Genomic DNA, 21,209 nt, shown 5'->3' with positions numbered 1-21,209 from the left:
TTTATTATCGGGGGCTTTGGTAGGTGACAGGCGGCACCTAGGTTCGAATCCTAGCATTCTCGCCCATGTACACCAGAGATAACCGCCTATTTTTAAGCATATAAATTTAGATCGAATAAAGCCTTAGCTTATAAACTAAAGGCTTTTTATTTTTGTCTAAGCATTGAAGACGTTAAAAGCTATGGAAGTGCAAGCATTTATCCACGTTAAAAGATATGGAAGGAGAAACAAACATGAAGAGTAAATACTTTTTACCAATGAACTTACAATTCTTTGCAGAAGACGATACAACTGATGTAACTCCGGATAATACATCAGATACAACTGTGGATGGCGAAGAAAAAGGCGGTTCAGACCCAACAGAAGCTGACAAAAAATACACTGATGCTGAAGTTGACAAAATCATTGCAGCGAAATTCGCTAAATGGGAAGCAAAGCAACAACAGGAAAAAGACGAAGCTGCAAAACTTGCCGAAATGGACGACAAGGAAAAAGCAGATTACGAGAAGCAACAACTTGAAGCAAAGTTGGCTGAGTACGAACGTAAAGAAGTGCTATCCAAGATGTCTGAACAAGCAAGCGAAATGCTGTCTGAGAAAGGCGCTAAGCCTACGAAAGAAATGCTTCGACTGATTGTGTCGGAAGACGCTGAAACTACGTCAAGCAACGTGAAGACGTATTTAGCATCTGTTGAAGCAGAACGTGAAGCAATCAAAGCGGAATACGAGCGCAAACTAGGTGGTCGAGTACCTTTAGATGGCGGAACCGGCGGATCGGTACAAGGTGAATACGGCAAGCAATTGGCGAAAAAAGCGACAGTGGAAACGCCAAAGCAAACTTATTTTAAAAATTAGGAGGAACTAACAAATGGAAAAACGAGTTTTTGGTTCAAAAAATCAAATTTTAGCTGATGTAAGTAATTATAAGAGTTTATCAGTAGTAGTTGGAGCAACAGGGGTCACAGCAACAAACGGACAGGGTAAGAAATATATCCCAGCTGGTACGCCAGTCGGTGGTGGTGATCCTTTCACCAACGAGCAAGCAGTTGTGACTGTAACGAACACCGCAGAAGTAGCTGAAGGCACAAAAGGTGTATTAATGCATGACGTTGTATTCGATACAGGTGCTACGACTGCTAATGGTACATTACTATACTTCGGTGCAGTCAATGAATTCCGTTTAGAAGATACTTTAACAATTGTAGATGAAGCGAAAGAAGCGTTAGACGGCAAAGTTTACTTTGTTAAACGCAATAAATAAGGGGGAAACGAAGAATGAAAGTGAAAATCCATAAAGAAACATTAATGAAAATGAATTTACAGTACTTTGCAACGCTTAATATCTTTGACCTAGTGCAAGCACCAAACATTGCCACTTATTGGGCAGAACGAGCGAATGAGCAACAGCCTTATCTTGGCGAAGAGTTGTTCCCTGCTGATAAACAACTAGGCATGAAGTTGTCTTGGTTGAAAGGAAAGACTGGCTCTCCAGTAGCGTTGCGTCCTTCTGGATTAGACGCTGATGTTATTCCACGTGGGCGTGCCGGATTTGAAGAATTGATCCAAAAAATGATTTTCTTCAAAGAATCTTACTACATTGACGAAGAGTTGCGCCAAGAGTTGAATATGATTAACCAAACAAATAACCCAGCATATCGTGATGTAGTTGTAAATCGTGTATTTGATGATATTACAGACTTGTTGCGTGGTGCTGCAGTACGTCGTGAAATCATGCGTATGGAACTATTAACCACTGGAGCAATCACAATCCAAGAAAATGGACAAGATCATGTAATCAAATATGACTTACCTGAAAACCACATGGGAAATGCTGATGTTGCATGGAGTGATGTGGCGAATGCTGATCCAGTAGAAGATATCGATAAAGCTATTTCTGTATTGAAAGAAGAAGGCGTGAATCCAAGTCGTGCCATTATGAATAGCAAGACTTTCCGCTATTTACGTCAAAATGCAGCGATCAAAGCGACTATTTTAGGAAACAATGCCAATGCTCAAGCGGCTAAATTATCGAAACAAGCTTTGTTGGATTACATTTCAGAAGAGTTTAACCTAGAGATCGTTATTTACGATAAAGTTTACACTGATTCAAATGGTACGAATAAATTTATCCCAGATAATACGTTTGTTTTATTGCCAGCTCAAACATTGGGCAAAACATGGTTTGGTACTACTCCAGAAGAGTCCGACTTGATGTCTAGTCCGAATGTAGCAAATGTATCAGTTGTCGATACTGGTGTTGCTATTACGACTATGAAGAAAGCTGATCCAGTAAATGTTGAGACAAAAGTTTCTATGATCTCGCTTCCTTCTTTTGAGCAAGCAAATGCTGTGTACATTCTTGAAACAATTCCAGAAGGGTAAGGTGATTTAATTGGCTCAATATAAAGTGTTGAAAGAATTCAAAGACATCCACACCAAAGACTTGTACAAAGTCGATAGCACGATTGACATCACAAAAGAACGTGCAGATGAAATCGAAGCTAATCTCGCACGTTTAGGCGGCGAGTTTATCGAACCTGTAAAAGTCAAGCTGACGATCGACGATTTAAAAGCTGAATTGGATGCGCTTGGAGTGGATTACAAAGATGCCAAAGTCAAAGCTGATTATGAAAATTTGTTAGAAACTGCAAAAGAAGGTTAGTCATTCGACTAGCCTTTTTATTTTTTGAAAGGAGGCAGTCATGAACGAAACCTTAGAAGAAGTGAAACGGTCGCTCGAAGTTGATAACGAAGAACTGGATAACCAACTTGCTGACTTTATCAAGCGAATTTCAAACCAGTTATGTGTGCGTTTGGGCTTCTTAGAGAGTGTTCCCGCATCTTTAAACTATATCGTAGTTGAATGTACGATCAAACGATTTAACCGCAAAGGTAACGAGGGGATGAGCTCGTATGGGCAGGAAGGGGAGTCAATCTCCTACGGAAAACTTTTAGATGAGTTTGAAGATGACATATCAGCATATAAAGAGAAGCAAAGAGAAAATAGCATTCCTCGTAGAGGAGTGGCTAGGTTCTTATGAGATATGACACAGAAGTAACTTTCGTTATCGAAAAAGATGGCTATTATGATCCTGAATTGGGCGAACATGTCGAACCAACTTTAGTAAAAACAGTCAAACTAGGTAATGTTACCGATTTAGGAACTGACCGATCAAAGAATTTGTTTGGAGATATCAAACAAGGAGCTAAAGTCATTCGCTTGCTTAGACCTTATACAAAAGAATGGGATTACGTTTTAATTTTTAACAAGTTAAGGAGAAAAAACGAGAAATTTGAGATTATCACTGAGCGTAATCTTCGATTGAAAAATACTTTTATTGTTCAGGAGGTTTTTAAGGATGGTTAGAAGAGGCGTAAGCATTTATGGAATAGATGCCCTTAGTAAAAAGCTAAAGGAAAATGCAACATTAAAGGACATCAAAGAAGTAGTCAAACTAAACACTGCGGAAATGCAAACCGAAGCTGAAATTAATGCTCCTGTCGATACTGGATTTCTTGAGAGGAGTATTCAATTAACGCTTGATCCAAGCGGTCTTGCTGGTAGGATTCGTGCTACAGCAGAATATGCGGGATATGTTGAGTTCGGAACGAGGTTTACTCCACAACAACCTTTTATATATCCAGCATTTACCAAACAGAAAAAAGCTTTCAGAAAAGATCTGAAACGCCTCGTAGAGTAGGGATAACAATGATGAAAACAAGAGACCAGTATATTTTTGATGAAATGTTCAAGCTTGTAACAAGTTTGGGGTATCAAGCCTACGACTTTAAACCTTTGAATGAAGTGGGTTATCCATTTGTTGAATTTGAAGGAACAGATACAGATTATGGAATCAATAAAACGAATGTACTCGGAAATGTAACCCTTGTAATTTCAGTTTGGGGTTTACAAAAGAAGAGGAAAGAAATATCAGACATGGGAGCTAATATTTTTAATGCTGCTATGCAAATAAAAGAAACTGACGGCTATTCTTGGGCCTTAAACATTCAAACAAGCGGAATTCGCATTTTGGATGATGTTTCGACAAATACACCGCTTAAAAGAGCAAGATTATCGCTTGAATTTAAGCAAACAGGAGGAATTTAAATGGCGCTAAAAAAAGGAATTGATGTTGTCCTTTTGTATCGACTTTTGGATAAGCAATCAGAAGAAGATGCAAAAATCGTAACATATCAAACTGAACATACACTTGGAATGTCTCGAAGTACTGATGCAACGGAAACAAAAGATGGAACTGCGCAAAATATTGGAGCAATCGAATATGCTTTTAGTTCGACTGCTTTATATGAACGAGATAGCAAAACAATTAAGATGCTTTATGACGCTTTTATGCAAAATAAAGAAGTTGAAGTTTGGGCTATTGATAAATTAGATCCACAAAAAGGGGACACAGATAAATTCGCAGCTAAATACTTCCAAGTATTTATTTCAAATTATGAAGAATCGGCAGCTGCTGAAGACAATGTTGAAGTAAGTATCGAATACGCTGTTCAAATGGTCCATCAAGATGGATACGCAACACTGACTACTGAACAACAAAATGCAGTGCAATATGCATTTACGGACACAAAAAAACAAACACCAGAAGGCTAGGCACTCTTAATTGGGTGCTTTTATTTTTAGGAGGATGAATAAATGGAATTAACGATTAACGGAAAAGAATACAAGTTTATTTTTGGATTTGGTTTTATCCAAGAAATGAACCGTAGATATTCAGTGGTAGAGCAAGGTATGACAATGAAGCTGGGGCTAGATTCTACTTTAATCAATTTCTTTAATGAGGAAATCGAAACTCTGATTGAAATATTAAAAGTAGCAAACGCAACAGAGTCACCACGAGTTGCTGAAAAAGAATTGATTGCCTTGGTTGGTGAAATGGGCTCAGAAAAATTATTCGATCTAGTTCTTGATGAACTAAAAAAGTCGGAATTTACAAAGAAAAAGACAATAACGTTCGAAAACAAAATCAAAAACAGCAAATAGAAGAAGATTTTTACACAACTGTCCAAATAAATTGTCTGCGTTATCTTGGGATTTCTGACTTTCTAGACATCGATCGAATGACAATGACGGAATATGAAACAAGGCTTATTGCCTATCGTCTCCAAAGGTTAGATGAACAAGAGCTTATACATTACCAGGCATGGGCGAATAGGCAAGTCACAGCTACTAAAAAACGTGGTAAATACGAGGTTCCTTTATTTGATACCTTCGAAAAATTCTTTAACAAAGAAAAACTTGAGAACAAAATCTTGGGCAAGGATGAAAAAATACCTAGATTTGTAAACTCCTGAGGAAAGGAGGAAAACTATGGAATCATTTACAGTCGAAGCAATCCTCTCAGCAGTTGATAGGAATTTCACATCTACAATGAAGGACGCAGACAACTCAATGGGCGGCCTTAACGATAATACCAAGAAAACAAACACTTCTATCCTCGACATCGCAAAAGGTGTCGGGGTTTTTAAGTTGGTTGATTCGGCTATTGGTGTTGTTACAAACTCATTAGGCGGAGCCATTGATCGTTTCGATACATTGAAACAGTACCCAAACATAATGCGGCAACTGGGATATTCAACTGACGAAGTAGACCAATCAATGACTAAATTAACTGAAGGAATCGACGGTTTGCCAACTACGTTAGACGATATTGTAAAAAATGCACAAAGTTTAACGATGACCACTGGAGATTTAGACAAAGGGACAGAATCCGCAATCGCTTTAAACAATGCGTTCTTGGCCAGTGGTGCAAGTTCTGCAGATGCAAGCAGAGGGCTAACTCAATACACCCAAATGTTGGCTAAGGGCAAGGTGGACATGCAATCCTGGAACTCTTTAACCGATACTATGGGGCTGTCCTTAGAACAAGTGGCAAACAGCTTCGGTTTGGCAGGTGCGGCTGCAAAAAATGATTTGTATGATGCGTTAAAAGAAGGAACGATAACATTCGATCAGTTCAACGATAAGATGATTGAAATGTATGGTATTGGGACAGAAGGTGCTGAGTTGGCTAAAGCTAACTCTAAAGGTGTTGCGACTTCAATTGAAAACTTAAAAACAGCGGTAAAAAACGGAATCGCTGGTATCTTAGAAGAAATCAACCTGTTGTTAGGTGGAAGCGAGGATTTCAATGCTATTGCCGCTACAATAGACCAAGCAAAACCAATAATAACTAATGCGTTTAAAGCCATTAGGGATGCCATTCCACCGGTTGTCGAAGTTATAAAACAACTAACCAATATTCTCAAACCCCTTATGCCCTTGATGGTAGCTGTGGGAGCTGGGTTATTAGCGATGAAGGGATACTTTGTAGCTCTTCAAGTTATAGCAACAATAACCAAAATAGTTGGAATGCTTAATACAGCTCTTACTATTCTTTCAACGGTTGGGTTAAAAACAACTATTGCTATGTTAGCAGGTTTTATGGGTCCTGTAGGATGGATAATTGCAGCGATTAGTGCTTTAGTTGCAGCCTTTATTTATCTATGGAGTACGAGTGAAGCGTTCCGAGATTTTTGGATTGGCTTATGGAAAAGTATCCAGGAGATAGTTCACTCCTCAGTAGAAGGGATTAAAAATATTTGGGCTGGCATTTCAGAATGGTTCAAACAAGCTTGGAGCGGGACGAATGAATGGTTTAGTGATCTATGGAATGGGATTAAGGATATTTCAGATAAAGCATGGACAACTATACAAAAAGCACCGGAAAACGCTGCGAGTTTTGTCCGAGAAAAATGGAGTAAGCTAACTTCCTTTTTCACCAATTTATGGTCAGATATTACTCAATCGGCGTCTGAAGCATGGGAAAACATAAAGCAAAGCACCTTAAATATAGTTGATGGGATGATTTCCAGCGTCAATAAACAATGGGATAACTTGAAAAATGTAGCATCAAGTATTTGGAAAGCAATAGCTGATCAAATTAAAAGCTCACTTGATTTTATATTGAAATATATAGGGCCTTTTGTCTCAAACTTTTCTAAGGTATTTTCTAATATCATCGATGCAGTAAAATCAATTTTTGCCGAAGTGAAAAATATTATCTTAAATGCTTTTGAAATTATCAAAGCATTGATTGCTGCGCCATTGCTTTTCATTATCAACTTAATTACTGGCGACTTTCAGCAAATGAAAGATGACTTAGACATGATATGGGGAATACTGGTCGAATCGGTACAAAATATTTGGGTGTCGATAAAAAATATATTCACCGTATATATTAGCACCATTGTAAACAGTGCATTACTGTTGTGGGATGGATTCAAACAATCGGTCATTAACATCTGGACTGAGGTTTCTAATCAAGCGAATATTATCTGGAATCAAGTGAAATCATTCTTCGCTAATTTATGGATAACCATAAAAGACAATGCCGTACAAATGTGGACAGGGCTGAAGCAATCGATTGTTCAAACATGGGAAGATACTAAAAATAGCGCAATTGAGATCTGGACAAATCTAAAGACATGGTTCTTTGAAACGATTGATACCATCGTCCGAACGATTATTGATAGTTGGACAGGATTAAAACAAGGTACGATTGATTTATTCAATAATACAGTCGAAGGATCAAAAAATATTTGGAATACTTTTAAAGAGTGGATAAGTAACTTAGTGACGCAGACAAAGGATGGCGTTGTCCAAGGTTGGGAAAATCTAAAACAAGGGACCATTAACATATTTAATCGTATGGTCAATGGTGTTCAAGAAATCTGGGATAGACTTGTAAATGCCGTTAACGATACCGTTGGAAAAGTTACTGGATTGTTCGACACGCTTAAAGAAATTAATCTGTGGGAAGCTGGGAAAGCAATCATGGATAGCTTTCTAGAAGGGCTACAGAATGCTTGGAAAGCAGTTCAAGATTTTGTTGGCGGAATTGGTGATTGGATTCGAGAAAACAAAGGACCGATACAGTATGATAGAAAACTTTTGATTCCGGCGGGAAATGCGATTATGGAGGGCTTAAACAAAGGTCTCACATCGGGATTTGATGAAGTCCAAAGTACCGTTGAAAGTATGACTAGTATCATTACGGACACTTTTGATAATTCACCGGAGATTGACTTAGCTTCCAATTTGCAAAAAGCCAATAGCAGTATTTCTACTCAGGTCGAACATAATGTGAATATGGGTGGTTCAACTAAACCGGCGATATTTAATGTTAATGTAGGGAAACAATCATTCCGTCATTTTGTCGATGATATCGCGCAAGCGATGGGCGAAGGTGCAGAAATTAATTTAGAATTTTAGGAGGGGAATATGGAGAAATGGGAGAATAAGATGTATGGATTTAATGATACAACGATTAATCGAGAAAATCCTAACCGCTTCCTTCCTACCTCTGCAATGATGTATGACGGAATGTACTTAGAAGATCTTGTGGAAGGGTATCAAACGTTGAAGGTTGAAGGGAGAGAGATGTTGTCTCTGGAAATTGAGCAACAAGGGATCCAAATCGGCTCATTTATAACGAATCAATCATTACCGTCTAGGACAATCTCTGTTACGTATAAGTTAGAAGATAACAATCCAGAAAAGCTTCAATTCAAATTCAAAGATTTATTGAATTTTTTGTATCGAACAGAGGATGTGGAGATCAGATTTCGAGATGAAAGTGATTATTACTATTATGGTCGTTACGCAACGGCAGATAAAGTTGCAGGTGATTCTAATTCCATTATATCTACTTTTACCATCTATTGCGCAGATCCGTTAAAGTACACACGAGAAGTTGTAACGGATGGTTATATTGGAAATACGATGCGATTTCCAATAACGCCAACCAAGATAAAGGTTACTTTAGAAAAGAGTAATGCTATAAGAATTACAAATGGGGAACAAACAATTAGTGTGACTAATGCAGTGATAAAACCAGGAGATCAATTAGTATTTGATTTTGCGGATGAAAAACTAATGGTTAACGATGAAGACTGCACATCTGTCATTGATTTAGAATCTGATTTTGAGAATTTTGTTATGCGACAAGGTCAAAAAGTTGTCTGCAACAATGGAAAACTTAAAGTTTTTTACAGGGGGGCGACAATTTGAACGAAACAGTCTATTTTTTTGATCATCTACAAAAAATGATCAAAAGAAAAAACAAAAATAAACTAATTGAAGTCACTCAAGAAAAGGAAATAACGAAGGATCAAAGTGAGCTAATGAAAGACGTTCTATATGTAACAGTGGCTTACGATAAAGAAATTGAAGATGCTCGTTTTATGGCGGTTCGTGAAAGCGAATCGTCATTTTCGTTGTATCGAATAATTAAAACAAATGATCCGAAGGAAATGTTGGAATTCACGGGGATTGGGTTTGCGCCTGATGAGCTAGATGGCTATATTATCAGAGATATCAGGCCAAGTGGACAGCCAGTGTCCTTGTTGCTAGATCGGTTAATGGAATTTACTGATAATAATTGGCGGGTTGAATATGTAGCCCCCACATTACCAGCAATCACCACCAATTTTTACTACGTTTCTGTGCGAGAGGCTTTGAAAGAACTACAAACATTCGGTATGGAGTTTTCTTTTCGTTGTTCTCTAAGCTCAGACGGAATTAAAGATAAATGGATTGAAGCGCATAAACAAATAGGGAAGCATTCGAATATGCGGTTTACTTATGGGAGTAAAGCACTTTCTGTGGTCAAAGAAGTAGATCGTAGTTCTATCGCGACTTCAATTATTGGTCGTGGTAAAGGAGAAGAAGTCGGCGATGGTTATGGTCGTAGACTGGAATTTGCGGACATAGAATGGAAAAAATCAAATGGCGCTCCTTTAGATAAACCGTTAGGAGAAAATTGGCTTGAAGATCCGGAAGCAACTGCAAAATTTGGTATTCCACAACCTGATGGAACAATGAGGAAACGAGAAACAGTTGTAATTTTCGATGATATTGAAGATCCAACAGAGCTACTTCAAAAAACTTATGAGACATTGGTGGACGCTTCCAGACCTTTGGCCCAGTTTAAAGCTGAGGTGACAGGAAGTGATGTCATTGGAAATACAGTGACGATTCATAGACATGATCGTAATTATCACTATCGTACTAGAATCTTCAAAGTGAGAATTAACCGTTTAACTGGCCAGACTTCAATCGATTTGGGTGACAATTTAACCAAAGATGCACGCAGACAATCAGCGCAGATTTCGAACAGTATTTCTAATCTGGAATCAAATAAGATGACTTTCTACGAATCAACCGAAATTGGTAAATTTCAAGATGACATCATGCGTGGCGCAGGGAAAAATGGTGGTTCGATCCTTTTGATGAATGGTCAAGAAACTGGTATTTCTGACGGCAGAGAGCCGTATCAGATGGTTTTTATGAATGGTAAAAGTATTGATACATCTGACCATTTTTTAGTTATGAACTCAGATGGAATTGGTTTTATCGAAGGTGATTTCTGGACCGATGAATTCAAAACTGCATGGACGATTGCGGGTGTGTTTAATGCCAATTTTATTCAAGCCGGAAAGATTAGGGCAGATATCTTTGAAACTTCGTTCAATGGCGCTGGCGATCAATTGAAAATGGCTAATGGCATTATCCAAGCCATCAACAATGGCGCAAAAATTATGGAGTTGACAAAAAATGGGATGGAATATTTTTATGAAGGTTCGAAAGTTGGTGGCATGACCACTATCGGCAATCCTTTTCCAGAACTTATTCTTCCAGAGGGACAAAAAATTGAAGGAAATTCAATATTTTTGAGAACTGAAGGAAATAACCGGTTTATTGGATTATCTGCGAGGAACGGAACAGGAATCATCGTTGGGATGAATCAACTATTTATGATTCAGAGAAGGCTAGATATGATAATCGATCAAGTTCAAGTGACTGGTAGATTAGATGTGAAAGAATTATATGTGAATGGTGTAAAGATAGACAGTAATGGCGGAGGTGGTAGTGGTGGCGGGAATGGCGGTAGTTGGAATGGTCAGTACCCACCAGAAATTACTTCGGATCGTGATAAACGCTATTGGCAAATTTGGGCAATGGCAATCGGTGCAGGATTCACACAACAAGCCGCTGCAGCTCTTTTAGGAAACGCTCAAGGAGAATCTGATGCAAATCCTACTGCTGATGAAGGAAATGGTGCGCCAGGATTCGGTTATGGCGTATGGCAGTGGACAGATAGTACAGGGGCGAGTAGTGGTCGTGTATATATGATCAATTTAATGACTCAAGCAGGAATCACTGAAAATCCTGATACAATCACTGCACAATTTCAATTGTTGATGTGGCATGCTCCCAATGGTCAATGGATTGCGACCAACGCTTATCCTTATACATGGACACAGTTTATGAACCTTACAGCTATCGCGACCGCAACAAGAGCGTTCGAAAAGAATTTTGAGCGACCATTAAATGATCACCCTGAAAGAGTCGGATGGTCAACTAATTGGTACAACCGATTTAAAGATTTATCTATCCCACAATCAGCTGGATATATTACGCCAATTAGCGCGCCAGTTCGAGTGACTAGTGAATTTGGTTGGCGAGAAAGCCCTATCACCGGTGCTCAAGAATTCCATAATGGCATTGACTTGGTGAATAACAATCCGAATACACCTATCTTTGCTTCGAGTGAGGGAGAGGTCATTGTTGCTGGGGCCGAATATTTTAGTTGGTATGGTAATTATGTAGTCCTCAGACACTCAGACGGTATTTACACGGGGTACGCCCATTTAAGTCGAGTAGACGTTTCTGCAGGGCAAAAAGTCTCACAAGGGCAACAATTAGGATTAATGGGAACAACTGGACCATCTACTGGGGAACATCTTCACTTTCAATTCATGGATGAATTTTATCCCTCATCCAATGCTCGTTTCCATAATCCACGTAATTATATTAATTTTTAGGAGGGAGAGCCATGCCAAAACATAAAATGGTGTTAAGCACGACTGAACCCAATAATAATATTCCATTAGTTCGGATCATTCAAGATGACAAAAATAGTCATACGTTTGAAGCTGAAATTGTCGAAGACGGACAGTTGTTACAGTTTGAAAACGAAGTGGTCTTTTTTAATGCGGAAATCGGGACTTATAAGGTTCGAGATAAAGTAGACACGGTCTTTTATGATAGTAGCCGTGTATCGTATCAGTTGAATGATGCCTTTTTGCAAAAGGTAGGTGAATTTAACGCATGGTTTAGCTTTGCGAATAGTGATGAACCCGAATCAGATTTATTCAGTACCATGCGTTTTACCTATCGGGTCCTTCCAGGCATACGAAAAAACATATGGGAAGGAAACTATTTTTGGGATTTACAAGAACTAGTTGATTACTATAAACGCTACAAACACCTTATTGCAGGTATTGTTGAAAACAAAGACTTTAGTGGGCTAATTGATCAACTATCTGAAATTGACGGGAGAACAAATCAACTTGATAATTTCGCCACTGCTTCAAAAATAGATGCGGAGCAAGGGGTGGTTTCGAATAAGTTTATGACTCCCCAGCGGGTTACTCAACAAACAAGTGCTCGTTTAGCAACCGATGAAGAAGCTAAATTAGGCGTAAACAGTACTAAATTAATGACTCCTCAAGCAACAAAAGAGTTTTATGATGCAAACATGGTGACACGGCATTTCTCAGTCAACGAGTTATCAAGCGTAAAGTGGGGAGATGCGTATGTAACACGTATAGGTGATTCAGTGCAATTTAACGGTTCAGTAGGTACGTTAGACAATGCTATATCTGCAAACAATGCAACATTTTCTCCCTTAAATCTTCCTGAGGGCTTTCGACCTACAACAGAAACAGCTATTGTCAATTATATTCCTGCAAAGTTCGATACAGGTTTTGGTCGAGTGCATACTAACGGAAGAATAGATTTACAAGTTGGTATGGATGGGAGCAGAACGCATTCGTTGACAGGTGCATGGACAACGGCTGACGAATTTCCCAGATGAAGCCGAGAACACGTTGCCTCGGCTTTACTTTGTAGAAGCATTAGAACAGTTACGTGAGAAACTTGATCCTAAATTATTCAATGTAGGTATCGTTACAGACTCACACTTTGATGAAGGAACTTGGCGAACTCAAGCTTATCGATCAATGAAAAATCTGAATAATGTTTTATATATCCAAAATGATTTAGACGCTATTGCCGCTTTAGGCGACAACGTGGATAGCGAACATCGAGACAAATCAATCAATGTCCGGAACTTAGAACGCTACTGTGTACGATATTCGCAAGGAAATAACCCAAATAAGTTTATTATCCGAGGAAATCATGACTCAGGTTCTGCTATTTTAGATTCGAATAATGAAGGAAATAACGTGTTTGAAAAGGATATTATGACTGGTGCAGAGCAGTTGGAAATCTTTAAAAACCATTTAAACCAAGAAGGTAAATTTTATGGGAATGGTCAGTATCATTACAAAGATTTTCATCAGAAAAAAATCAGAATGGTTTTTATTGATATGATCGATAACCCTTTAATTAGAAATCAAAATGGCACACTGAAATATGTCGATCAATGGAGCTATGCCCTTCAAGAAAGACAACTGCAATGGCTTGCAGAAGAAGCTTTAGGAACCTTGCCAGATGACTATCATGTGGCAATTTTTAGTCATGTTCCATTGATGCCAGAAACGGTCACGACAGACCCGATAAAAAATGGCGAACTACTCAAAGCGTTACTCACAGCTTTCATCAACAAAGAAAGTACACAACTACATTCCAATTTAAGTGATTTTGTCGTTGATTTTTCAGTCGATTTTACACAGCGAAAAGAGAGTCATTTAGTTGGTTTATTTGCTGGCCATCGACACGAAGAGTATTTTTATTCTACGAATGAAATGGGTGGATATTATTCAACGGTTTTTGATTGTGCATTTGTTCGAGATGATAGCAAATTAGGTTTGGTAGCAGAAGATGCATTTGCTGTGTTAGAAATCGATACAGCTCACCGAAAAGTTCGCATTCTTGGTTTTGGGCGAGCCACTGATCGAGAATACACGTATTAGGAGGGATAAAATGGCGAGAAAAAAAGGAGAAATTGTTGTACCTACAAAACCAGTCAGTCGAGCAACAGAAATCACTTACTTTACTTTTCAGTCTTATGATAAAAATGCTGGTTTATTACAATTTCAAATCAAAGATCAAGATGGTCGTCCAACTGATTTATTTGGAGCAACGGTTCGTCTGTTGATGTTCATTTATTCTGGGGATGAGAAAAAGGAATTTCCTATTTTTGATCATCAAATCATAACTGAAAGTTATCTAGAAGGAATTGTAAAATATCCAATCCCCGACATGCTACTTTCGTATGAAGGAAAAGTGGATGCGAATATTTATATTGATTTCCCTGATGGTAGCCATACAGATAATTTAGCATTTACATTTACTATAGAAAAGTCAGTAATCGATTGGGATATTCAATTAAACGGCGAATACTATTTCAAGGACTTCCAACAGTTACTTGAACAAGTGAAAGCAGAATCGGCAGGTGTGATTGAAGAACTACTTGGAGACGTGAAAGAAGTTGTTGATCATGCCAATGAACAAATAGTTACTATGAATGAAGAAGTAGAAAAACTTGTCGACAAAGTGAATGAAGCAAGTCAACAAGTCGAGAATCTCGGAAGATTCAAAAGGATGTATTCGAACAGCATTGATTTTTTTATGTATGATTTTAGCGGCAACCCTAACATAGCTATTGCTGACTCAGATACGTTTAAGTGGGGGGAAGGTGGTGCGCTAACATATGAGAATGGTGAATATACCGTTGTAATGGACGGTAGTGGAAGATTAGTCAAATGGAATACTAATCCGGAAACAAGTGTGTACTTAAAGGATAAAACACAATATACGATGAGTTGCGAAATGTATGTGGGGGCTGATTATACAGGAGATGTTACACAAGTTTTTGCTAACTATGCTTATACAGATGGTGGACAAGTTCTTATACAAACTTCACGATTACCACGTGATGTGCCTAGAAATACATGGGTTATGGTAAAAGGGACTTCAACTATAGATTATCAAGGCCGTGAGCCTAAAGTATTATATTTTACTTGGCAAACGGTAAGTAACACGACAATCCCAACAGGAACACTTAAAATAAGAAAGCTAAAAATAGAAGAAGGTGCAGATGCTACACCGTATCAACCGAACCTACTTGTTAAACCTTATCAGATCTCAAAGCTTCCATTGAATGAAAATTTAGCAAATAAAGAACAAGCTTTCCCGATAAGCAGCCGACAGTATTTAGTTTATTCTGCTGAAATGATTGAACCATTTATTGCTAACCAAACATATACCTTAACTTTGAAAGGGAGAAAGCCAGGCACACAATCATTTAGAGTATATACGACTGGTCCGAATAATACCTCTAACATTGGAGATATGGAGATAGTTGAAGGTTTAGCAGATACATGGAGACTCACTTTCACGCCAACATCTGCTAACTTGAATGGGAGTGCTTCACCTAGCACGTTACAAATTTATCAATTTCCTCAAGCAACAATGGGGCAAGTAACGATTGACTCATTAAAAATAGAAAAAGGTGATATAGCCACTCCGAATATTTCTGAGCATAGATACTTTGGTGAGGGGATTAAAGATAGTAATAATCCAAACGATTACAGCTGGGATATCACTGAGGAATACATTGAGAGACGTACGGCAGATCAGATTGAGAAAAGCGAGAAAGAGCAAGAGAAATTATTTCTGACAAAAACTGAAGCATCGACAAGTTTAATGGATTTAACCACTCCTCAAACAGTTTCGGCATTGAAAAAATTTAATGGTGGCTTGCTTTCGAATGGAATCAATGTGGGAGTTGAATATGCAGAGGCAGTAACCACTGACAAATATAATAATCATGGTGCAGTGTATTTAGGCGGTTGCGTATGGCTAACTTGGGAGACGTTGGGCTTTTCAAATCCCTCTGGTTGGGGCAGAGAAAGTACAATTCGCGTTGGAAATGATGGTCATACGGGTTTCACTTATCCAGATGTTCCGAATATTTTCGGCGGATACATTTGGATTGGTGGCTCATGCTTACCGGATTATACAGATGGCGGATTTGGAGCTTATCATATTACAGTGTCGAATAATTTCGATGATGCTCGACAACCAATTGTCCGGTTTATCGATTCACCGACTACACCTGTCAAAAGATTAGCAGTCAGGGGCTTTGCGCTAGTCTTTGCGCCAGCACCAACAACAAATAGTAAGGTAGAGGAAAATTGATTTTATATGATTAACTAGGCGCGCTCAAAAGGGGTGCGCTTTTTGTGTTCAACAAATAGAGAGAAGGGTGGAAACATGGTGATTATTGATAATTTAGTTTTGTTGTCAGAGTTTAAAAATTTAGTCAGCAATGTCTATATTCAAATTTTTGTCTGGATTGTTATTGCAGATATTATTACAGGTATTTGTAAAGGAATTGCCGGAAAAGAAGCGAATAGTACAAAGGGGTTAATGGGGGTAGTGAAACATTTGTTAGTTGTGGCTCTTGTGTTGATTACTTATCCTTATTTAAAAATTATGAATTTTGAAGGTGTCGCCACAGCATTTGTTTTATCCTATATAGCGGTTTATGGGATATCTGTCATTGAAAATTTGGGACAATTAGGCGTTTATGTGCCGGATTTTGTAAAAGATCGATTTAGCAAGTTGAAAGACTCTACAGAAAAGCAAGAAAGTAAAAAACATAATTTAGGGGGAGAAAAGGATGCGGAATAAAGAAAAATTTCTTACTGACTATAACGAAGTAGCTAAACCAGAAATCCAAAATGACGAGACAGTAGTGGAGGATGCAGCGCATACATTAAACCATTCTGCTGAACCAGTATTTATTGTTCCAGCAGAATTTACTAAAACTAATAAAGATGAAAAATTTGTTTTCGAACAAAAGGACCGAGAAAAAACAGACAATCCAAATGAAAGTATGTTGGATTGGTTCTACACAGGAAGAGGTGGCAAATAATGACAATTCGATCAAATGGTGGCGGTCATGGCGGACGGCAAAGCGGGAACAACTGGATGGACCCAGGAGCAGTTGGAAATGGTAGACGTGAAGCGGATGTAGTTCGTACGATTACACAGAAAATGCAGGCTATCGCTTCAGTAGCGAATACAAGCGATCAGTCAGCAACTACAGTAAATCAGAATTTACAGAACCAAGTAAATGCGATGAATTCAGCTGGCGGTGGTTGGGCAATCACGAACCATCTGAATGCATTCAATGGACAAGCGACAGGTGCAGAAGTGTGGTACTGGGCAGGAAATGAAGAAGCCCGCAAGAAAGCCGCAGAAGTATCCGCTGCAATTGCTAAGGCGCTGGGTATTGTGGATAGAGGAGCGAAAGCAACAACTAGCTTATTCGTTCATAGAAACACGAACAGCGGTGTAAATGTGCTATTAATTGAGTGGTGCTTTATCGATAATGCAAATGACATGCGCCGATTAGATCAGAACATGGACCAAGCAATTCATGCGGTGATGAATGTGCTTGGCTACAACACAAGCGGAAGTGGTAGTATTCAAGCGACACCACAGACACATGATCAAATTATCTTAGGGAGCCCACCAAAAACCGTTGGTAATTATGTAGGTAAGCTAGAAGTGTTTAATGAGCTATCTCTTGGTATTTTTCGAATTGGTGCTTGGTTAGTGCCAATCAACGGTGCAGCTCATTTAAATCAAGGATATGTCTTCTGGATGGATGCAGACAATCCGGATGTCGAAATTGGTCGTTGTCGGTCAGCCGGTATTATCAGAGATGATGTGAATGCAGCCTATGGATTACCTAGTGGCCTACGATTTGGTTTGGATGGCACATTGGATATTCGTAAATTTGCAGGGAAAAGAGTCTTTCCGATGTTACGACGCACAAACGATCCGAACGGAAATACGATCAATGGACAAACAGTTGATATTCGTTTTCCTGAGTATGTTTTGACGATTCCTAAGAGATAAAAAAAGCCTCTCATTACGAGAGGAGGTATTAAACAATTTATTATGTAGCTTTTATATTGTAAAACTCTATTTTAGATGATATATTTGTATTACAAGCAAGTTTATGATATGAAAATTTACTCTCTATAAAGTACTTTATAGAGAGTATTATTGAAAGAATGGATGGGCTATATGAATAAAATTGCGCAGATAATTATTTCAGATGAATTTCAAGCTCCAAATGAAAATGAAGGACATCGTGGAGTCCTTATTAATCCGTCATTAGGAGTTGGTGTGCCTGGTATCCCTACACTTTATAGCTTTACAATAACTATATTGCTAACTGGTTATAAAGGCGTAAAAATTAACAAATTAACTGTAAAAATTCTAGATAAATCAGAAAGTGATCCTAATAAAAGAATACTCTTTTATCAAGATATTACAACTGCTATTTCCGAAGAACAAATGATTAATTATAATATGAATCTCAATTTTGATATGAGGAATTTTAGATTTAGGCATGAGGGATTACACAAGATTGAAGTGACACTAAACGATGAAGTAATTTCGCAAGAATTTGCAGTTTATGTTCTAGAGGAAATGTAATTGATGAATACATTGACTAATATTACTAAGTTAGATTATGATGAAAAAAATTCTGAGATTATTAGTCCCAAAATTTCTATTTTTGAAAACAGCAACGAAAAATCAATAAATTATAACAAAAAAAAACATACAGAAATCAGTAAATATGTTGCAGTTGGACTAGTTGTTTTGAGCTTTAATTGTACTTCTAATAATAATCCCAAAGTAGTATCGAATGATTATCAAAAAAAAATTATTTTAAACGAAAGTTACGGCTCTACAAATGTAAATCAAGTAACCAAGATAAATACTAAATCTTTAGCGAATCCGGGATATTTAAATTTCGTTGTTGATAATGTCAAAGAAAATAAGGATGTGAATTCTGAAATGATTACTGAAATAAAAAAAATTCAGCAAATTGAAAATAGTTTATTCTATGTTGGAATAGCTATGGGAGTATTGATACTAATCGCTCCCTTATTTTCAAATATTTCATTTCAGCTTTCTGTACCGGCCTCTTTTTTTGGTTTTTCTACATTAGTGCCTAAGTTAAGAAGGTATGTAAATGGCTGAAGAAAAACAAATTAAAGAAGCAAAAGATACACTGGTTAGGCATGGGATAGAGCAAATCAAAAAATTTAAAAGCACTACTGTATTTGTTGTAGTTATTTTGATTTTAGGAGGAACTTTTCTTCTTCAGTTGTTAAATGATATTGAGAATGGATTCTATAAAAATTTCTTAACAACTGTTATTGTTCTATTTGTATTATATGTCATGTATAAATCGATACAGTATGTTTTTAAAAGTGAAAAAGTTGTCATAGAAGAGGAAACAAAAAAATAATCCTCAGCCAGTTATCCTTAGACGAGGTCTTTTTTGTTTTTCAATTAACTTTGCTAACTCCTCTAGATAATCAAGTGTAATCTTAGAATTGATAAAAGAATGAACATTTTACTGACTACAAAAAAGCTCATGACTTGAACAATAAATAAAATCATAGTAACCTTAAGTTATCCTCAATACTAAGAATTCGTTTTTTAATACCCGCCCACTCTCCGGAGTGGGTCTTTTTTTTTATAGAAAAATCTTAAAAACATAAAAACAAAACGCTTGCATTAACATTAGGTTAACCTTAAACTAATTGTAGGCATAATTATGAAAAGAGAGTATCGATGGCTAAAACTTTTGGGGAAGTCTACAGCGTGCATATCGATACTCTCTTTATTAATTATAACATACGTAATTTAGACAACAAAATGATTATATAAGTTGAATAATTGATTAAAAGATAGTAACCTTATTGTATCAACCTAACAACAATGCTTTTTCACAAACCGCTCTTTGGAGCGGAGTACATAAAAGAAAATTTTATTTGAATCTAAATTAAAATGATAGTAAAGTTTAAGTATCCACATTCAGAACATTCTTTATCCTAAGTTAGCCTGCTCTTTTCGAGTGGGTGTTTTTTTAATTGAACAGGCAGCTACTCATGCCAACTCGACCAGCTCAGGATTTAAAAACAAACGTTTCTTAAAATCATACCTTTGATGCTGCAATTTTGTATTAGGAACATCTGTGACAATATCGAATAAAAAATATACTTTCATATTATTTTTCGTCTTAGAAGCAGGTAGCATAAAATAGTTTTTATTTGATTCGTATAAGTGGATTAACAGCTTATTTTCTACAAGTTTGAAATCAATTTCGGAATTCCAGTATTTATATAGTTCTTTTTCGAATTTTTTCTTTGGATCATGAAAGAACCACAACATTACCTCTTTATGGATTATCATTTCTCTCCCCCTTGTTCGATTTTACGAACTTACGTTCTTTTTGTAAAGCGAACAGAAGGTAAAGAAAAAAGCCTGCTGTGCAGACTTTATCAATTTTTATATACCTAATAATTTCTTTTTCTTCAGATCAAATTCCTCTTGAGTAAGAATTCCATCGTCTAATAACTCTTTGTATTTTCTTATTTCGTCAGTTGATGAAGTAGGTGATACTGTTTCTACATATAATGCTAAATTTTGCTTAATGATAGATTCAATTTTAAGAACAGTTTCACGGAATTGCGGTTCTAAAGTTTTATAGGTAAGAGATTTAACTTTTGATTTTGTAGAAATAAAACTAATTGTTTTTGTTTGACCATTTTTCATTTTTAAAATAACTTGTAACTTTTCAACATATTCTTTTCCTTTTCTACCTTTTCCGATGACAGCGCCAGCAATAGCTCCTGCAGGGCCAAAAATTACTCCTCCGCCTATAGCGGTGCTTAACCCACTCTTTACAACTTGATTATTGTCTTCAATAATTTCAAAATCTACTATATCTTCGTATGCTAAAGCGGAGTTTGGTTTGAGAGACATTCCATTTTGAAACTTTAAGACTTTATTTATATCATCGAAATGTACTAAATTACCTACCTTCTCAGTAGGAGAATAGGCAGAAAATCTCTTTTCTCTATCTGAGGTAGATTTATTTTTTTCCCTAGATCCATCTAGATATTTTTGGTCCAAAGCGTACGCACTAGGTGATGTTCCAACTTCTTTTGTAAAAAATTTAAATTCCTGTTTTGTAAATTCTTCTTTTTGCACTGCTTTTTTTTTCAGAATTTCAATATCGAATTCATTTTTTTTACCAAATAAACCCATATCCGTTCCAGTCAAGTCCATAATCCTGT

Annotated in this window: 24 protein-coding genes; 22 read left to right on the top strand and 2 right to left on the bottom strand. The window is 37.2% G+C overall.

The window, feature by feature from the left end; translation table 11 throughout:
• Positions 1 to 233 precede the first annotated feature (233 nt).
• From CUS89_RS07295 to CUS89_RS07185, 22 genes are all read left to right on the top strand, one after another.
• Entirely contained in the window at positions 234 to 854 is a 621-nt protein-coding gene (locus tag CUS89_RS07295; protein ID WP_104871623.1) for a DUF4355 domain-containing protein, read from the top strand.
• Positions 855 to 867: 13 nt separating this feature from the next.
• The gene (locus CUS89_RS07290) at positions 868 to 1,260 is read left to right on the top strand and encodes a hypothetical protein (protein ID WP_104871622.1); all 393 of its coding nucleotides are present in this window, start codon (positions 868 to 870) and stop codon (positions 1,258 to 1,260) included.
• A gap of 14 nt (positions 1,261 to 1,274) precedes the next feature.
• A complete protein-coding gene (locus CUS89_RS07285) occupies positions 1,275 to 2,381 on the top strand; it encodes a major capsid protein (protein WP_104871621.1) in 1,107 nt (368 codons plus the stop codon).
• Between the two features lie 10 nt (positions 2,382 to 2,391).
• Complete coding sequence (locus CUS89_RS07280; protein WP_104871620.1) at positions 2,392 to 2,661, top strand: hypothetical protein; 270 nt, start codon at positions 2,392 to 2,394, stop codon at positions 2,659 to 2,661.
• A 40-nt stretch (positions 2,662 to 2,701) separates the two neighbouring features.
• Complete coding sequence (locus CUS89_RS07275) at positions 2,702 to 3,040, top strand: phage head-tail connector protein (RefSeq protein ID WP_104871619.1); 339 nt, start codon at positions 2,702 to 2,704, stop codon at positions 3,038 to 3,040.
• Complete coding sequence (locus tag CUS89_RS07270) at positions 3,037 to 3,366, top strand: hypothetical protein (RefSeq protein ID WP_104871618.1); 330 nt, start codon at positions 3,037 to 3,039, stop codon at positions 3,364 to 3,366. The genes CUS89_RS07275 and CUS89_RS07270 overlap by 4 nt, the downstream gene beginning before the upstream one ends.
• Positions 3,359 to 3,700: an HK97-gp10 family putative phage morphogenesis protein gene (locus CUS89_RS07265; protein WP_066025442.1), complete on the top strand. Its 342-nt coding sequence runs from the start codon at positions 3,359 to 3,361 to the stop codon at positions 3,698 to 3,700. The genes CUS89_RS07270 and CUS89_RS07265 overlap by 8 nt, the downstream gene beginning before the upstream one ends.
• 8 nt (positions 3,701 to 3,708) lie before the next feature.
• On the top strand, positions 3,709 to 4,107 hold the full coding sequence (locus tag CUS89_RS07260; RefSeq protein ID WP_104871617.1) for a phage capsid protein: 399 nt from the start codon (positions 3,709 to 3,711) through the stop codon (positions 4,105 to 4,107).
• Positions 4,108 to 4,614, top strand: a complete 507-nt coding sequence (locus CUS89_RS07255) for a phage major tail protein, TP901-1 family (RefSeq protein WP_104871616.1) — start codon at positions 4,108 to 4,110, stop codon at positions 4,612 to 4,614.
• A gap of 42 nt (positions 4,615 to 4,656) precedes the next feature.
• Positions 4,657 to 5,004 carry a tail assembly chaperone gene (locus CUS89_RS07250; protein ID WP_104871615.1) on the top strand — a complete coding sequence of 116 codons (348 nt, stop codon included), beginning with the start codon at positions 4,657 to 4,659 and terminating at the stop codon, positions 5,002 to 5,004.
• A gap of 327 nt (positions 5,005 to 5,331) precedes the next feature.
• Positions 5,332 to 8,274 (top strand): tape measure protein, encoded by a 2,943-nt coding sequence (locus tag CUS89_RS07240; RefSeq protein WP_104871613.1) that lies wholly within the window; start codon positions 5,332 to 5,334, stop codon positions 8,272 to 8,274.
• Positions 8,275 to 8,283: 9 nt separating this feature from the next.
• On the top strand, positions 8,284 to 9,072 hold the full coding sequence (locus CUS89_RS07235; RefSeq protein ID WP_104871612.1) for a distal tail protein Dit: 789 nt from the start codon (positions 8,284 to 8,286) through the stop codon (positions 9,070 to 9,072).
• Positions 9,069 to 11,888 carry a phage tail spike protein gene (locus CUS89_RS07230; RefSeq protein ID WP_104871611.1) on the top strand — a complete coding sequence of 940 codons (2,820 nt, stop codon included), beginning with the start codon at positions 9,069 to 9,071 and terminating at the stop codon, positions 11,886 to 11,888. The genes CUS89_RS07235 and CUS89_RS07230 overlap by 4 nt, the downstream gene beginning before the upstream one ends.
• Before the next feature lie 11 nt (positions 11,889 to 11,899).
• Positions 11,900 to 12,943: a BppU family phage baseplate upper protein gene (locus CUS89_RS07225; protein WP_229078362.1), complete on the top strand. Its 1,044-nt coding sequence runs from the start codon at positions 11,900 to 11,902 to the stop codon at positions 12,941 to 12,943.
• A complete protein-coding gene (locus CUS89_RS07220; RefSeq protein ID WP_104871610.1) occupies positions 12,909 to 14,003 on the top strand; it encodes a metallophosphoesterase in 1,095 nt (364 codons plus the stop codon). Before CUS89_RS07225 ends, CUS89_RS07220 begins: the two co-directional genes overlap by 35 nt.
• 10 nt (positions 14,004 to 14,013) lie before the next feature.
• On the top strand, positions 14,014 to 16,233 hold the full coding sequence (locus CUS89_RS07215; RefSeq protein ID WP_104871609.1) for a BppU family phage baseplate upper protein: 2,220 nt from the start codon (positions 14,014 to 14,016) through the stop codon (positions 16,231 to 16,233).
• Positions 16,234 to 16,308: 75 nt separating this feature from the next.
• Positions 16,309 to 16,728 (top strand): phage holin family protein, encoded by a 420-nt coding sequence (locus CUS89_RS07210; RefSeq protein ID WP_034687909.1) that lies wholly within the window; start codon positions 16,309 to 16,311, stop codon positions 16,726 to 16,728.
• A complete protein-coding gene (locus CUS89_RS07205; protein WP_104871608.1) occupies positions 16,718 to 16,972 on the top strand; it encodes a DUF5960 family protein in 255 nt (84 codons plus the stop codon). The genes CUS89_RS07210 and CUS89_RS07205 overlap by 11 nt, the downstream gene beginning before the upstream one ends.
• A complete protein-coding gene (locus tag CUS89_RS07200) occupies positions 16,972 to 17,964 on the top strand; it encodes an N-acetylmuramoyl-L-alanine amidase (protein ID WP_104871607.1) in 993 nt (330 codons plus the stop codon). The genes CUS89_RS07205 and CUS89_RS07200 overlap by 1 nt, the downstream gene beginning before the upstream one ends.
• Before the next feature lie 150 nt (positions 17,965 to 18,114).
• Positions 18,115 to 18,549, top strand: a complete 435-nt coding sequence (locus tag CUS89_RS07195) for a hypothetical protein (protein ID WP_146103409.1) — start codon at positions 18,115 to 18,117, stop codon at positions 18,547 to 18,549.
• A 3-nt stretch (positions 18,550 to 18,552) separates the two neighbouring features.
• Entirely contained in the window at positions 18,553 to 19,101 is a 549-nt protein-coding gene (locus tag CUS89_RS07190; RefSeq protein WP_104871605.1) for a hypothetical protein, read from the top strand.
• Positions 19,094 to 19,372: a hypothetical protein gene (locus CUS89_RS07185; RefSeq protein ID WP_104871604.1), complete on the top strand. Its 279-nt coding sequence runs from the start codon at positions 19,094 to 19,096 to the stop codon at positions 19,370 to 19,372. Before CUS89_RS07190 ends, CUS89_RS07185 begins: the two co-directional genes overlap by 8 nt.
• A gap of 644 nt (positions 19,373 to 20,016) precedes the next feature.
• On the opposite strand, the gene CUS89_RS07180 is transcribed toward CUS89_RS07185, so the two are convergent.
• Together CUS89_RS07180 and CUS89_RS07175 are read right to left on the bottom strand one after the other, a co-directional pair.
• Positions 20,017 to 20,322, bottom strand: coding sequence for a DUF5960 family protein (locus tag CUS89_RS07180; protein WP_104871603.1), 306 nt, complete (start codon positions 20,320 to 20,322; stop codon positions 20,017 to 20,019).
• A 96-nt stretch (positions 20,323 to 20,418) separates the two neighbouring features.
• A partial coding sequence (locus CUS89_RS07175; RefSeq protein WP_104871602.1) for an SHOCT domain-containing protein occupies positions 20,419 to 21,209 on the bottom strand: 791 nt, incomplete at its 5' end.

The sequence above is a fragment of the Enterococcus mundtii genome (genome assembly GCF_002947535.1).
Lineage (GTDB): Bacteria > Bacillota > Bacilli > Lactobacillales > Enterococcaceae > Enterococcus_B > Enterococcus_B mundtii_B.
The sequence above is the reverse complement of the archived record's forward strand: the minus strand, read 5'-3'. Positions and strand labels throughout refer to the sequence as shown.

Excerpts from the sequence above, each read along its gene's own strand:
- CUS89_RS07270 (WP_104871618.1), top strand. The coding sequence starts at position 3,037 with ATGAGATATGACACAGAAGTAACTTTCGTTATCGAAAAAGATGGCTAT.
- CUS89_RS07260 (WP_104871617.1), top strand. The coding sequence starts at position 3,709 with ATGATGAAAACAAGAGACCAGTATATTTTTGATGAAATGTTCAAGCTT.
- CUS89_RS07250 (WP_104871615.1), top strand. The coding sequence starts at position 4,657 with ATGGAATTAACGATTAACGGAAAAGAATACAAGTTTATTTTTGGATTT.
- CUS89_RS07285 (WP_104871621.1), top strand. The coding sequence starts at position 1,275 with ATGAAAGTGAAAATCCATAAAGAAACATTAATGAAAATGAATTTACAG.
- CUS89_RS07215 (WP_104871609.1), top strand. The coding sequence starts at position 14,014 with ATGGCGAGAAAAAAAGGAGAAATTGTTGTACCTACAAAACCAGTCAGT.
- CUS89_RS07200 (WP_104871607.1), top strand. The coding sequence starts at position 16,972 with ATGACAATTCGATCAAATGGTGGCGGTCATGGCGGACGGCAAAGCGGG.
- CUS89_RS07265 (WP_066025442.1), top strand. The coding sequence starts at position 3,359 with ATGGTTAGAAGAGGCGTAAGCATTTATGGAATAGATGCCCTTAGTAAA.
- CUS89_RS07180 (WP_104871603.1), bottom strand. The coding sequence starts at position 20,322 with ATGATAATCCATAAAGAGGTAATGTTGTGGTTCTTTCATGATCCAAAG.
- CUS89_RS07290 (WP_104871622.1), top strand. The coding sequence starts at position 868 with ATGGAAAAACGAGTTTTTGGTTCAAAAAATCAAATTTTAGCTGATGTA.
- CUS89_RS07210 (WP_034687909.1), top strand. The coding sequence starts at position 16,309 with ATGGTGATTATTGATAATTTAGTTTTGTTGTCAGAGTTTAAAAATTTA.
- CUS89_RS07185 (WP_104871604.1), top strand. The coding sequence starts at position 19,094 with ATGGCTGAAGAAAAACAAATTAAAGAAGCAAAAGATACACTGGTTAGG.
- CUS89_RS07235 (WP_104871612.1), top strand. The coding sequence starts at position 8,284 with ATGGAGAAATGGGAGAATAAGATGTATGGATTTAATGATACAACGATT.
- CUS89_RS07295 (WP_104871623.1), top strand. The coding sequence starts at position 234 with ATGAAGAGTAAATACTTTTTACCAATGAACTTACAATTCTTTGCAGAA.
- CUS89_RS07255 (WP_104871616.1), top strand. The coding sequence starts at position 4,108 with ATGGCGCTAAAAAAAGGAATTGATGTTGTCCTTTTGTATCGACTTTTG.
- CUS89_RS07275 (WP_104871619.1), top strand. The coding sequence starts at position 2,702 with ATGAACGAAACCTTAGAAGAAGTGAAACGGTCGCTCGAAGTTGATAAC.
- CUS89_RS07205 (WP_104871608.1), top strand. The coding sequence starts at position 16,718 with ATGCGGAATAAAGAAAAATTTCTTACTGACTATAACGAAGTAGCTAAA.
- CUS89_RS07240 (WP_104871613.1), top strand. The coding sequence starts at position 5,332 with ATGGAATCATTTACAGTCGAAGCAATCCTCTCAGCAGTTGATAGGAAT.
- CUS89_RS07190 (WP_104871605.1), top strand. The coding sequence starts at position 18,553 with ATGAATACATTGACTAATATTACTAAGTTAGATTATGATGAAAAAAAT.
- CUS89_RS07225 (WP_229078362.1), top strand. The coding sequence starts at position 11,900 with ATGCCAAAACATAAAATGGTGTTAAGCACGACTGAACCCAATAATAAT.